The following is a 13,032-nucleotide window of genomic DNA, read 5'->3' on the forward strand; positions in this document are numbered from 1 at the left end:
CTTTTCTTTGTTTATTTCCATATTAAAGTTTTAGATGGCATCGAACCATCTAAAACTTTTTTCATTTTGCTACTTTGTATCAAAATAAAAAAATCAAAATACATATTCAGCTATAAATTTGAACTCACTGTTTTCATCACCATATGGATAAACTTTTGCAAACTGTCTAGCAAAAGGTTCATCTGGATGTTTTCGCATCATTATAGCATCTAAGTTTGATAGAGCTTCATATTCTGTTCTTCCCAATGCGGTTTCTTTTTGCATGATCTTCCCCCCTTTTTTTGTGTGAATACAAGCTAAGTATAACCAATTTATAAAAAAAAATTCTATTAAAACAATAAAAGTGTAGTTGTTTAATTTTTATATAATAAAATAGAATTTCATAGTAAAAAAGCTTACCATCTCCTACAATGATAAGCTCTTATGTTTCTTCTTTTATTCTCGTACTTTAGAAGAAACCTACAACGGATACATCAAACCATAATAACCTTATGTGCAATTAGAGTATATTATTTTTTTCAATCCAATGCAATGAGTAATAACTATGTTCTTGATAACTAGTAATAATAAAAAATAACCCTTAAATTAAGGTTAAGGGTTCAACGGAAGGAAATATAAAACAGATATATTAAATAAAGTAAAGAAGATAATGTGATTATAACATTATTAAACCTGTAATCACACAAATTTATTCAATATTCATTATTTATAAATGTTCTTCTAATAGACGTACCGCCAACATTTTAACGAAAATATACGCTAAGCAAAATTTGGAATCATATTGAAAGAAATATAATAACAAGTAAAGAACCCTCTTCGTCAGCTTGAAGAAGGTTCAGGAACATATCTATTTTGGTAATGTAAATTTCACTTTGTGTCCTTTAGAAATGTCTTTAGCATCTTTATTTCTCATAGGTCCTAATTCAATTTCAAAGTTTTTGTTTTTCCAAATCTTTTCATATTGCTCTCCATCTAAAATGAAAACCTGTAATAACTCTCCAGATGTTCCCGCTTTAATCGAATCATTATATTTGTAATTTAGTAACATACCTTCGTTAAGCATATATTGTGCACCATCATTAACACTTAATTTTGAACTTATTGGAGACGGTGAAATATCTTCGGTCTCTTTGTTATCAAGTTTAAATTTAACTGTCAATAAAACAATACCATTTTTGAAATTTTCAAATCGAGGGGCTTCAACGGAATTTGGCGTGAATTTGGTAAATTGGTATCCATCTAATGTAACGTTCGTAGAACCTAATTGTTCACTTTTGTTAATGTTTGCTTTATCACTTAGCATTGTTTTCTCGCCCATATTTTGAGCCGTTGCTTTATCTTGATAAAAAGCTGTATCATTTGAAACTTTCTGATCGCCCTGTTTATTTAAACTTAATGCAAAAGTTCCAGCACTTCCAATTGGAGCGTCATATTTCCCTTTATTTGCTTGTGCTTCAGGGACTTGGACTGAAACTGTTGATAGCTCTAAAATTTTTGTTAAATCATCTTTACCAAATGGATATGCAATATAACCAGAAATGCTCTCGCCAGCTTTTACTAAATAATTATTGCTTGGAGATAACTTTGTAGATAATTGTTCTTCCTTTGGAATTAGATCTTTATAGTTACTGTAATCCTTCTTAGCACCTGTAAATGTTATATTTAAATTTGGCATATAATAAACATCTTTTTGTGAATTGTTCTTTACAGTATAGTGTGCAAGAATAACCCCACCATTTGTTTGGTTATTAAAAGGAATATTAAAGTTGGTATGAAAATCATTTAATTCAACTAATGAGTAGTTGTCAAGTGATACTGAAACATCTTGTAACTTATGTACTTGTGATTCTTTGTTTTCATAAATGACTTTTGTTTTTCCTTGTGTTTCTTTCTCCATATACGAGATAAGCGTTGAATAATCGTTTGATTTAGCTTCTGTACCTTTAGATTCTTTTTCTTTTGTTGTCTCCGTTTTTTCTTTTTTATTTTCTTTTGCTGTATCTTTTTTCTCTTCCTTATTTTCCTCTGTTACATTCTTTTTTGTTTCAGTAGTTGCTTTATCACTTTGACCACAACCAGTTATCATAAGAGCTGTAACCATTCCAATAGAAAATAAAGACATTAATTTTTTCGACATTTTTCTTCCCCCTGTTTTCCCACTATTAAACTTTTAATCTACACAATCAGATGATTGGATATGCTCCCTCCCTATAAGCCCTAAGTTTTATTATAGAGAAAAAATTTCCAGTTTTCCAGTCCTCAAAACCTTCTCATTTGGGCGGTAGCACTTACTCCTTATAACCTTCTGGAAGCCTTCACAGGCATCCAGAAGCTAACAAGGAGATACGTGTCGCTCACAGCATTAAACACAGGGATAACTACACAGAGTACGCTAGCGCTACTCTCTGTAAGTTCCTCCTGAGTTTACCTATCGGTACATACTGGCCGAACCGCAAAACCTAACACCCAAAAACCTTAAATGCTTAAAGATTTAAAGCGGAAAGTAAGCTAACGCTTACTATTTTTATTGATATATTTTCGCCTTTGCACTACGCACGATAACATACAGCAAATTCACTAAGTCCCAAACAGGGTAAAGTTTCCCCTTCGGTTTCTCCCTGTTTGGAACTAAGTGAATGAGTCAACATGACAAGGGGAGTGAAATTTTTTATTCCGATTAAAGACATTTCGGAAATAAAAATTTTCACTCTAAAACCCTTGTCATATTGCCTATGCTGATGTTACACGCTTCATGTCAAAGGGCGAAAATAATTCCTTTGGAACACCTTTGCGTAATGCAAAGGCGAAAATTAAAAATCTAAAAGACTAATGAATTGAAGGAGGAATTTTTCATGGCAAGTATCAACGGAATTGAAATTAAAACGTATAAGAATTTTAAAGGTCACGATGGTCAACCACTACGTCAGGCTACAGTTTATATGGATGGTAAAAAAATTGGCTTTATCAGTGAGGATGCTTGGGGTGGGCCAATGAATATTAATTTAAAAAGTCTTGAAGAAGTTAAGAAAAGACTATTTGAATATGCATCACATGAAAAATTTGCTAAACATGTATTAGAAGACATTGAACTATTACTTGATATGCTACTTGGGTTAGTTTTTATAGAAAAAAATGCAAAAAAAGCATGGAAAATTAACGAAAAAGCAATTGTTATTTCAACTGGATTACGTGATTATCATTTAAATCATTCTGAAAAAATAAAGCACATACCTAGTTTAACAGTTTACACAATAAACAAGGAATTAACCCCAAATCAACTAAAGGACAGAAAGGAAAAAATCTCTAAAGAAGATAAAGCTGAAGCTTTAGTTTTCAAAACACTTCAGGATTTTTCTTTGAAAATAAGTTAATTATTATAAATCGATTAAATAGAGATAAAAACTGGGAGGAAAAACAAATGAAAACATTAGAAAAGTTACAAGGACAATTTTTTGAGGAATTAAAAGTATTCATGAATAAACAAGTTCACTTTAAAATGAGCGACATTACATATAGTAGATATGACAAAGGATTATTTAAATATAAAGCCTATTCCGAGGAAACAAACGAACAAGCTGTAATTAAATTGAATCCATATAACGGTGAAGTTACAGCTTGTTTTAAGTCAGATAAAGAACAAGATTGGCATATTGGATATTTACCAGAGGATAAATAAATTATAAAAAAGGAGTGGGAAAATCACTCCTTTTTTATATACATGCTGGACATATAGTTATTTGAATTGACAAAAAAATAAAGTGATGATATATTTTCAGTAGTTCAACAATATATATTCTAGATCTGGAAGACCTCTTGCACTTTTTAAAGGTGTTAGGTGGTCTTCCTTTTCTGTTTTCGGAATGATTTTTAAAAAGAAAATTGTATTTAAAAGCAAGGATAAGGAGTGAAAACAACACTCCTTTTTGATTTATGTAAAAAAATAACATACTTTGTAGTGAATCACTACAAAGTATGTTATAATTGTAGTGATTCACTACAATTATAAACGTATTGGAGGAAGGAATATGAAAAATGCTACTCAATTAATCATTAAAGAATTCCCAATCTTAGAAGAACATTTAAACAATCGAGAAAATATATTTTTAGTTCAACAGTCTTTAAAATCATTATCTTCAAATGTAGAAAAAACATTTTTACAGTTGGCTTGGTTTTTTGAAGATCCACAGCAAAATAATTTCAATTTAGGAAAGCTTCACGAATGTTTAGAAGGTGACTGGTTAGAATTCGCTTTAGATCTTATAAATATTTATTTTAAACGCGACACATATTTAATTAAAAAACCTACACATTCAATTCTTTTAGATATAGATGATTACTATAGCCAAACAACCTTTGCCGAATATCTAAATGAAAAAGGTTTTAGATATGACCAAAGCAAGATTTCAGCATATAGACATAGAAATAAATTTCCTAAAGAAGATATTATAATTGCTGGTATTCCCTATTGGTCAAAATTTTCAGTTGAAAAATACGCAAAAGAACTTGAAAACAAAAATACTAATAAAGAAGGATTTTGACAAGGAGTTTAAGATAAATCATGAAAACAAAAAAACTATTTAAAACATTTGCATTGACAACAGCTTTATTAACTTTAGGTGTTGGCTGTACAAATCAAGTCGCTAGTGAAAAAACAAATACAGTAAAAGTAACTGAAAAAAGCCAAAAGGAATATGAAAAACCTCAAAATCAGGCTACAAATAACCATCAAGAACAAACATATAACATCGAAGAAATCGCTAAAAATTATACAGGTCAAAAAGTAGTGGAAGTAAATGGGGATAAATCTGATTTCACACAACAACAATTAGAAAAAGTACATTTGAAACAAAAAAATCCCACATGGCAAGAATTTTCCAATTTAGATAACAAAAACAGAGTAGGAGTAGCAACAGCCTTAATAGGTAAAGAAATTCAACCTAAAGAAAAACGTGACGATAGATTAAAAACAAAGCCCACTGGTTGGCATCAAAAGAAATTAAGTGATGGTAGTACCTTATATGATAGAAGTCACTTGATCGGATATCAATTAACTGGTCAAAATGACAATCCTAAAAATTTAATGACTGGCACAAAAGATTTCAACCGGCATTCTATGTTGAAGTATGAAAATATGGTAGATAAAGAAATTGATAAAGGTAATTATGTGCTTTATGAAGTGAAACCTGTATTTATAGATGATGAATTAGTTGCAAGAGGTGTACAAATGAAAGCGAAAACTCTTAACAACGATCATTTAGATTTCAACGTGTTTTGTTATAACGTACAAGACAATGTAGAAATTAATTATAAAGATGGCACTTCAAGACTAGTTGGTAAGCAATAAAAACACGAACAATAATTTGTGGCCAAAATTCCTGAATGTCTTTAAAACCGAATATTATTTGTTCCAGGGGAATCTAAAATGAACGCTAAACACGAATAATCACCCAATCGAAGAACCCTTAAATACAAAAAAGTGAATGCCATCCAGCCCCTTTAGGGCTGGATGGCTACCCTGTCATTACGGTACGCGATTTTTCTAAAATAGGAGTATATAAATATGAACCAAACAACTACAGTTAACATTGAATCCGTTGAATCTTTTTTAAAGTTTATGGCTAAAAACGGTAGACAAAATTCAACAATCAAGCGGTATAGATATGAAGTAACAGCATTTTGCAAATGGACACAGAAGCGTCAGGATCTTTGTAAAAAGCCTATTGAGAAGTTTAATGATACTGATATACAACTTTATTTAAACTATGCTGAAAGGACATTTTCTTGCTCTAAAACCACTTTGAAACAAAAAGCTGTAGTAATAAGAAATTATTTACGTTATCATAATGCCCCCTTTCCATTAGAAAATAAAGAAAGGATCTATCCTCTCACAGATTTTAATTTTGCTACAGACCAAGATATTAACTCGTTATTTGAAATGATGAAAAGTTATAAAGGACTCTCTAAAAAACAAATATCCGCGAAAAAATACTTGATGAATAGAAATATACTTATTGTTCAATTAATGCTTAATCATGGGTTATCTTTAAATGATGTAGCAACATTAACAATGCATGATGTGAATTTTGGAACTGGCATTATTCATGTTGGACAAGGCTCTACACTTAAAAGACATATTGAACTATCTAAAGAGGAAAAGAGTCTTTTGTTTAGTTATTACAAAGACATTCCTGAAATTCTACAACCTAAAAAAGATTCCCATGATCCATTCTTTATAGCCTTTGATTTTGCACGTTCAACTTTTACATGGAGCTATGAAAATGACAGCCCAAAAGAACTAACTAAAATTGCTATTCAACGAATGTTAAAAAAAGAAAACAAACGAGCAAATACAAATATTACCCCTTCTACTTTAAGAAATCGTTTTATATTAAATTGTCTTAAAAGTGGAGTAAAGCGTTTAGAAATTAAAATTATGTTAGGCTTAAAAACTGATAAATCTTTAGAAAGATATATCAACTTTTATCAGGATTTAATTCTTAAAAATAAAATTTGAAATAAAAAACCATCGTTTTAAAATTCATTAAATGATGGTTTTTTTACTAACATAGTAATATATCCTCCGTATTCTTTTCTAATCCACATATTTAAATGCTACCGCTGAACCTGTTAACTCAACATGAGGTATTTCATTATCTTTTACTTGTTTGCAATACTCTTTAATAAGTGCTTCTCCCTCTTCTACACTTAATTTCTTATAAAATTTACTACTTGTATCATCAATAAAAAAATCAATAACTTCAACACTTCCAAAGAGAAGATTATTATCAATTTCACTAATTAACTTCCCCTCTTCTAAATCAATCCTTACGGAAAGATAATTAGTTACACCACCGATACAATCAGCTTCAAATTCAAATGTATTAAACTTAATTGTCACATCAAATCCATAATCCGACTTCGAACCATTATAGGTAAATCCAAACCAGTTAAATGAATATGAGTATGCAATCTTTTTATTTTTTTCTCTATTTTCCTCTATATACTTAGTGTGTTCTTCAAGAAATGTATCTGTACTATTGGTATTAGCCATGTTATCCACCCTTTTCTTTATTTAACTACATACTTAGGTTCGTCTGTTTGATTTCTAACTTGTTTTGATGATTAGCTAAAATGGATTTAAAAACTTCTTCACCATATGTTTCTTTCACCTGAATTAGATCATCTACAATAGTAGTCATATTCATTGAATGTTTGAGACAAATAGCAAGTATTTTATCATAGTCTTCAAGTTTACCAATGCTAGAAAATGAAGATAATAAGAAATTAACAGGTATAGGAAGTTGTGAATTTGGATTCTTTCTGGCTATCTTGAAAAACGCATCAATCATTTGAGTGAAAAATAAACTTGTAATACCCATATATGGATTAATAGGACTAGCTATTTTGATGTATAAAGCATACTTATTATTTACAAAGTAATCAAATTCGAAATCTGATTTCTTTGTCATTTCACGTATCTTTTCTAATCTGTACAAAGAAATAATACTGTCAAAACTACTTGTTACTGATGAACGTGTTTTACCTGTTAAAGAATTAAAGAAACTTTTCAGTCCTTGCACTCCGACATCCTCTTGATCTTGTTCTTCAATCCATTTCATATAGGTTTTTTCATTTGAAATATATTTATCATATGTGCTAATCAAAGAATCAAAGTTCGCATTTTCTGGACTGAAATTTGCTTTTGTATAAACAATCATATTTTTTAATAGCGTTCTTGCTCTTTCTTGAAAAAACTCTTCTTTTCCACCAACCAGTGCATTTCTTGCGGTGATATTAGCAAGTCTTTGAGCATCTTCATCATTTTTCACAAATGAAAGTGGATTGAAACCCCATCCTTTAAAATCAACAAAATCCAGCTTACCAACCTTGTAGCCTTGATTAACTTTTATTTCATGAGTCAAATCCCAAAACTGATTTTCTAAATCAACAACAACCAAACTTTTGTTTTTATTTTCAATAATTGAAGGGATAATATAAGATTGTTTCACTCCTGAACCAGTTGGCGCAACCACTAAAGTATTTTCATTTTCAAATCGTAATTCTGTCAAAATAATTCTCCCCTTTTTTAATCTTTATTTCCTACTAGTAAATCTGATCTAGACATTATAAATTCTAGATCTAATTCTTCAATTTGAATTTCAGCTTTTTCCCTAAATACATCCGAATACACAACAAAACGAATATTACCTGATATTCTTTCAGCAATTAATTCTTTTATTTCTGATAAAACTTCATTCAAGCGTATGACAGCATCTTCTCTATTGTTAGAGAATACTTGACACACAAAACTATCTATATGTCTAAACGAAACATCCGCATCTTTAGAATGTTCAGAAGAACAGAACGCCACAGATACTACTAAATTATGTGAATGAAGACCATTTTCGGATTTTTCAATCTCTTTTTGTTTCCATTGAAGTTCTTCATCATTCTTATAAAAACACCAGTTATCCCATCCACCTAATAACAATTCAGTATGTGTAGCTTCAACAGAGTTTTCGGAATGGTTTAAAGTAAATCCAATTCCTACATAATAAGGGTTTTCACTATCCACGTTTTTCTTCCAAACATTTATATAAGGCCATTTATATATTCTTGAAAAATTCATAGCTAAATTTATAATCTCTTTTTCAGTTGTTTCTTCACTGATAATTTCAACTTCAAAGATATACAGTTTTTCGTTGTTTTCAAGATTAATTTCCTTAAAAAAAGAGGACTTATTTTCAACTTGTTCTTTCATTAAATTAATGAAATACTTATCTTCATCTGTTCCATCTGTCATTAGTTCCGTTGATATTTCAATGGCATACTTTTTTAACATATAAACGATTCCTCCACTTAGTTTATAAATAGTATAAAATTAGAGCATTAATAACAAATCTGGCTGGTTTCTGTTATTAATGCTCTATGTTGTTTGAAATAATAAAAATTGCTTAACATGAAATATACAGCTTAATGAAATTATTGTAATGTACCTGTATTACCTTCAAATAATTCATTTATTTTTTCTAGGGTTAAATCCTCAATTTCAAATCTAATTTCACCCTCATCCTCTTCTGGCTCCATTTCCACCCACTCTCCATCATCATAAGTTACTGGAATAAATTTAATTTCCTCTTTTAATGAGTAATTAAAAGCATTTATTTTTTTGAAAAAACTAGACTTTGCAATCTCTATATTTTCCTCCACAATATCAACTGAAAAGTTAATAGTTTTAGGAGTAACAGAAGAATTTTTTTCCGCACGAATTAAAAAACTAAATAGAACATTCTTTAGCTCTTTCTCATATTGATTACCCAAAATAAAAAGTCCTTCAATGCTTTCTTTTGTTTTTTCATGAATAAAAGGTTTATTCAATGAAATCCCTATACACTCCCTCATTACTCCCCCTTCCTTTAGTCCGTTAATGTCATTCACTTTAAAACCTTGTTTCTTAACTAATTCAAGAATGTTTTCCAGACTCATTACCTCTGAACCTGTATAAAGTGTCGCTGGTGCATTCCCCTCAAGTGAGAGTTCTACTTCAAATTTCTTTGCTTTTGGTAAAAGAGTTTCTAAGCTTTGTTTTAATTCGCTAATATTTAATTCTTTGTATGTCATTTTCATGTTTTAATTTCCCCTTTTTTAATCTTTATTTTTCCCTCTACAGTCCCAATAAGCATAAAGTTGAAATTAGCATTATTACATTTAAATATCTTTATTTTATTTAACTTCTCTAGTGATGTATGAAGTGGTTTGTGTTGGGTAATTATCACTAACATCAAACAAATCCAAGTGATTTCTCATAATATCCATAAATTCTTCTTTAGAAATCTCTACAGGCTCTACGGGTTCTACAATACCTTTCCCTATTCCTTTTTCATAACGAACAATTTCCCAACTCAATGAACCTTGCAAATATTTGATCAATTGGAGATTTGGCTCAAATTCAAACATTTTTTCCCTATGAAACACACAATTAATAAAATCACTTAAATAATAGTGTTCACCATTTTTCAAAACAATTGATTGATCTTCTAATTCTTCTGATTCAAATAGCTTCTCGTTTCCATTATCATCATGAAGTTTAAATAACACTGTAATAGCCATATCCCTAATTAAATCATTTTTATAAGAAATTGATTCTCTTGGTAAAAAAAGATAATCATAGCCCAATCTATATTTCTTTTTTGTTACTTCGTTACTTTCAGCTATTTTAATCCCCATTATATAAACCCCTTTTCTATAAATTTTAAATAAAAGCTATATCAATTTTAAAAATTGATTTTATATACGCTAGGTTTTCTCCCCCACCCTCTTTCTACTGTAATTAATCCTTTTTCTTCTAGATCATTAATAATTGCTGGTAGATACACCCTGTTCATTTCCAACAATTCAGAAAGCTGAACATAAGTCATTTCTAACACACCAAATTCTTTCAATGTGTATAGAAAAAATTTTGCCTTTTGAGAAATAGGTAATTCATATATTTTCATCCTTTATACTCCAATCATTAAGGTTTGTCTTAATGATTATACCCTACATTTTCAGTATAAATAATATATCAAAAGAAATCAACAAAAAGGAGAAAATTGTAACAATTAAGAAAATATGTTACAATAAGATTAGTAGGTGAAGATATTTCCCAACTGTTTCACACAAAACTAAATATGTATCTATGACCCTGAACTCTCTTCAAGCTGACGAAGAGAGTTCTTTATTTTATATAGGTTTTTAAAAGAAAAAAATAAAACAAACTATCCTATGTGATAGTTTGTTTTATTATGAAGTTACCCATTCATCTAAAAATTTTACAATCCCATCTTTTAATCTCACAGTTTTCTTTTTAGTCTGATCAATCATATAAGCTATGAAAGTATTAATATCAAATTCTATATCTAAATCATTCTCTTCACTTATGTAATTAAGAATATATTTTAATTGTTGAATTCTTCTAGAGTCTAATTCATCGGATAAATATTTCATAAAATACGTTTCCATAATACTTGGATCTGATATTGCTGTTTTCAATAAAAGGGCTGTACCACTTGAAGTTGTTAAATCTAAAGCAAATGATAAAGCCGATAACCTATTATATGTTGGTTGCTCAAATCGTATTGATACTCTTTTTTTAATAACACCATCATATATATCATATCTTTCATTTTCCGAAAATCCCCTGATTAATGTGTACTGGTCTTTCCAGTAATCCCTTGTAAAATATACAGATAAATCATCTATCACTTTTCCTGAATTTAATCCTTCCTTACACAATTCTTCCGCAACTTGCTTCATTGGTTTATCTAATACATATGAAATTTGTGAGATACATTCATACAATTTCAATGGTACTGATGGTTTTATTTCTCTTTTCTTATCTGACCTTACTTTTCTTCTCTTCTCTTTTGTTTCCATATGCTTCACCCCATTTTTATGTTTGAGACACTTTCGCTCTGTCTTCTAAAACTTATGAGATAGGGAAGAGGTTTATGATTATTTTTTTTTGGTCATAATGGAAATAAAAAAACAAAGAGGTGAATCCGATGAAACTTAAAACTAAAATGACTAAAGAAGAAGCAAAAAGGATTACAAAAGAAGGTATTAAAATTGCTAACAAATATGGGTTGCCTATTAAAGAAAAACGAAATCCAAAATCTTAATGAAATGATTATAAAAACATATAATCGCTTTATATCTTTGGGACACTGTCTTAATGTCCTACACATAAATCAAAATAAACATTACTCAAATATAAATAAAACCCTTCAATTTTTTCTACGTGCTTAGAGAATAGATTGAAGGGTTTTATAGTCTGAAAATTCAGTGTATAATTGATAAATATTGCTTCCCCCTAATGAATTACTAATTTCTGGTATCATCAATTATAAAGATATATAGAAAAAAACAAGGAGGGTAAATATGAACATTCAAGTAAAAGGAGATAAACAAATCACAGCACTGTTACATGATTGGTACAAAGAAATTCGTTCCTTTAATGTAGAAATGGCTAATCAATTAAAACTAGAGTCAGATAAGCAAATTAAAGAGCTTAGTATAGGTGAACAAGAAAAAGATGATATATTACTTTATCATTCTTTAGTAAGTTTTAGATACCAAGTTTTAGTCAATCCATTAGAAATCACAAACAAGTCCTTTGCAAAGATAGAAAAATTCAACATTCCTAAAGACCCACTTTTATTTTATTATTATCACTTTTTTAAAGCTATATATTCTACTATTATAGCTGATTATATGATTGCTAATGATGAATTTGAAAAGGCTAAATCATTCTTACCAGAAATTAAAGATCCTATTGAGGAAGCTGAATTTGAGTACAGATTTTCATCGTTTTATTACCAAAACTACCAACTAATGTACGCTATTCAACATTCATCAAAAGCTAAAGAGATTTTTGAAAATCACATAGGGTATGAAATAAATATTGCGTTATGTGATAACGTTTATGGATTAGCTTGTATTGATCTTAGGGAATTTGAATTGGCCGAAGAATACCTAAATAAATCTTTAGACTTACTTCAACGTAAAAATGAAGAAAAATTAGCTTTAAGTGTTCGTCATAATCTAGGTTGGTTATATGCTAATCAAAACCTTTCTCCCCTTGCTATTCGCCATGTATCAGAGGTGACAAGCAAACTACCTAATCATATTAGAAGTCTGTTTGTAGAAGCCAGAGAACAGCTTAAAATGAATGAACAAGATATAGCTAAAGATAAGATTCAAAAGGGACTAAAAATTGCAATTGATTTAGGTAATACAGAATACAAACATCGTTTTTCAATACTAAATGAATTAATTAATGAAATAGATTTAGCAAAACTTGAAAAAGTAACTGTTGATGCTATTTCTTATTTTGAAAATGAAAAGTTGTGGGATTGTATTCAAGAATATGCGGAACTATTAGCTATTAAATTTTATGAAAAGGATAATCACTCCAAAGCGAGTAAATATTTCTATATAGGTAATAAAGCAAGTAAAAAATTCTTAGAAAAAGGAGCGTTAAAATAATGAAAA

At 29.5% G+C, this 13,032-nt stretch carries 15 protein-coding genes; 6 read left to right on the plus strand and 9 right to left on the minus strand.

Annotation, left to right across the window (positions count from 1 at the left end):
* Window positions 1-93: 93 nt before the first annotated feature.
* Window positions 94-264 (minus strand): hypothetical protein, encoded by a 171-nt coding sequence (locus V7024_RS06185; RefSeq protein ID WP_002163812.1) that lies wholly within the window; start codon window positions 262-264, stop codon window positions 94-96.
* Window positions 265-847: 583 nt separating this feature from the next.
* A complete protein-coding gene (locus V7024_RS06190; RefSeq protein WP_335517088.1) occupies window positions 848-2,137 on the minus strand; it encodes a DUF5068 domain-containing protein in 1,290 nt (429 codons plus the stop codon).
* A 715-nt stretch (window positions 2,138-2,852) separates the two neighbouring features.
* Here V7024_RS06190 and V7024_RS06195 point away from each other — a divergent pair.
* From V7024_RS06195 to V7024_RS06215, 5 genes are all read left to right on the plus strand, one after another.
* The gene (locus V7024_RS06195; protein ID WP_335517091.1) at window positions 2,853-3,371 is read left to right on the plus strand and encodes a hypothetical protein; all 519 of its coding nucleotides are present in this window, start codon (window positions 2,853-2,855) and stop codon (window positions 3,369-3,371) included.
* A gap of 47 nt (window positions 3,372-3,418) precedes the next feature.
* Window positions 3,419-3,676, plus strand: coding sequence for a hypothetical protein (locus V7024_RS06200; RefSeq protein WP_242293037.1), 258 nt, complete (start codon window positions 3,419-3,421; stop codon window positions 3,674-3,676).
* A 349-nt stretch (window positions 3,677-4,025) separates the two neighbouring features.
* Complete coding sequence (locus V7024_RS06205; protein ID WP_000786430.1) at window positions 4,026-4,538, plus strand: hypothetical protein; 513 nt, start codon at window positions 4,026-4,028, stop codon at window positions 4,536-4,538.
* A 20-nt stretch (window positions 4,539-4,558) separates the two neighbouring features.
* Window positions 4,559-5,344, plus strand: coding sequence for a DNA/RNA non-specific endonuclease (locus V7024_RS06210; RefSeq protein WP_335517101.1), 786 nt, complete (start codon window positions 4,559-4,561; stop codon window positions 5,342-5,344).
* Window positions 5,345-5,560: 216 nt separating this feature from the next.
* The gene (locus tag V7024_RS06215; protein WP_335517104.1) at window positions 5,561-6,514 is read left to right on the plus strand and encodes a tyrosine-type recombinase/integrase; all 954 of its coding nucleotides are present in this window, start codon (window positions 5,561-5,563) and stop codon (window positions 6,512-6,514) included.
* Between the two features lie 78 nt (window positions 6,515-6,592).
* Here V7024_RS06215 and V7024_RS06220 read toward each other — a convergent pair whose 3' ends face one another.
* The 7 genes from V7024_RS06220 to V7024_RS06250 form a co-directional block, all read right to left on the minus strand.
* Window positions 6,593-7,051, minus strand: coding sequence for a hypothetical protein (locus tag V7024_RS06220; RefSeq protein ID WP_335517109.1), 459 nt, complete (start codon window positions 7,049-7,051; stop codon window positions 6,593-6,595).
* A 25-nt stretch (window positions 7,052-7,076) separates the two neighbouring features.
* Entirely contained in the window at window positions 7,077-8,069 is a 993-nt protein-coding gene (locus V7024_RS06225) for a type IV secretory system conjugative DNA transfer family protein (protein ID WP_335517111.1), read from the minus strand.
* Between the two features lie 17 nt (window positions 8,070-8,086).
* Window positions 8,087-8,842 carry a hypothetical protein gene (locus tag V7024_RS06230; protein ID WP_335517114.1) on the minus strand — a complete coding sequence of 252 codons (756 nt, stop codon included), beginning with the start codon at window positions 8,840-8,842 and terminating at the stop codon, window positions 8,087-8,089.
* Between the two features lie 140 nt (window positions 8,843-8,982).
* Window positions 8,983-9,627, minus strand: a complete 645-nt coding sequence (locus V7024_RS06235; RefSeq protein WP_335517117.1) for a hypothetical protein — start codon at window positions 9,625-9,627, stop codon at window positions 8,983-8,985.
* 96 nt (window positions 9,628-9,723) lie between these two features.
* Window positions 9,724-10,227, minus strand: coding sequence for a hypothetical protein (locus V7024_RS06240; protein WP_000511533.1), 504 nt, complete (start codon window positions 10,225-10,227; stop codon window positions 9,724-9,726).
* 47 nt (window positions 10,228-10,274) lie between these two features.
* Window positions 10,275-10,496, minus strand: a complete 222-nt coding sequence (locus V7024_RS06245; protein ID WP_335517122.1) for a MarR family transcriptional regulator — start codon at window positions 10,494-10,496, stop codon at window positions 10,275-10,277.
* A gap of 286 nt (window positions 10,497-10,782) precedes the next feature.
* Window positions 10,783-11,415: a hypothetical protein gene (locus V7024_RS06250; protein WP_335517125.1), complete on the minus strand. Its 633-nt coding sequence runs from the start codon at window positions 11,413-11,415 to the stop codon at window positions 10,783-10,785.
* 504 nt (window positions 11,416-11,919) lie between these two features.
* On the opposite strand from V7024_RS06250, the gene V7024_RS06255 reads away from it, so the two are divergent.
* Complete coding sequence (locus tag V7024_RS06255; RefSeq protein ID WP_335517128.1) at window positions 11,920-13,026, plus strand: hypothetical protein; 1,107 nt, start codon at window positions 11,920-11,922, stop codon at window positions 13,024-13,026.
* The last annotated feature ends 6 nt before the right edge of the window (window positions 13,027-13,032 follow it).

Origin of the sequence: Bacillus sp. JJ864, from assembly GCF_036963045.1 — a bacterium.
Classification (GTDB): Bacteria; Bacillota; Bacilli; order Bacillales; family Bacillaceae_G; genus Bacillus_A; species Bacillus_A pseudomycoides_C.

Excerpts from the sequence above, each read along its gene's own strand:
- V7024_RS06190 (WP_335517088.1), bottom strand. The coding sequence starts at position 2,137 with ATGTCGAAAAAATTAATGTCTTTATTTTCTATTGGAATGGTTACAGCT.
- V7024_RS06185 (WP_002163812.1), bottom strand. The coding sequence starts at position 264 with ATGCAAAAAGAAACCGCATTGGGAAGAACAGAATATGAAGCTCTATCA.
- V7024_RS06205 (WP_000786430.1), top strand. The coding sequence starts at position 4,026 with ATGAAAAATGCTACTCAATTAATCATTAAAGAATTCCCAATCTTAGAA.
- V7024_RS06240 (WP_000511533.1), bottom strand. The coding sequence starts at position 10,227 with ATGGGGATTAAAATAGCTGAAAGTAACGAAGTAACAAAAAAGAAATAT.
- V7024_RS06210 (WP_335517101.1), top strand. The coding sequence starts at position 4,559 with ATGAAAACAAAAAAACTATTTAAAACATTTGCATTGACAACAGCTTTA.
- V7024_RS06250 (WP_335517125.1), bottom strand. The coding sequence starts at position 11,415 with ATGGAAACAAAAGAGAAGAGAAGAAAAGTAAGGTCAGATAAGAAAAGA.
- V7024_RS06200 (WP_242293037.1), top strand. The coding sequence starts at position 3,419 with ATGAAAACATTAGAAAAGTTACAAGGACAATTTTTTGAGGAATTAAAA.
- V7024_RS06195 (WP_335517091.1), top strand. The coding sequence starts at position 2,853 with ATGGCAAGTATCAACGGAATTGAAATTAAAACGTATAAGAATTTTAAA.
- V7024_RS06245 (WP_335517122.1), bottom strand. The coding sequence starts at position 10,496 with ATGAAAATATATGAATTACCTATTTCTCAAAAGGCAAAATTTTTTCTA.
- V7024_RS06235 (WP_335517117.1), bottom strand. The coding sequence starts at position 9,627 with ATGAAAATGACATACAAAGAATTAAATATTAGCGAATTAAAACAAAGC.
- V7024_RS06215 (WP_335517104.1), top strand. The coding sequence starts at position 5,561 with ATGAACCAAACAACTACAGTTAACATTGAATCCGTTGAATCTTTTTTA.
- V7024_RS06220 (WP_335517109.1), bottom strand. The coding sequence starts at position 7,051 with ATGGCTAATACCAATAGTACAGATACATTTCTTGAAGAACACACTAAG.
- V7024_RS06255 (WP_335517128.1), top strand. The coding sequence starts at position 11,920 with ATGAACATTCAAGTAAAAGGAGATAAACAAATCACAGCACTGTTACAT.
- V7024_RS06230 (WP_335517114.1), bottom strand. The coding sequence starts at position 8,842 with ATGTTAAAAAAGTATGCCATTGAAATATCAACGGAACTAATGACAGAT.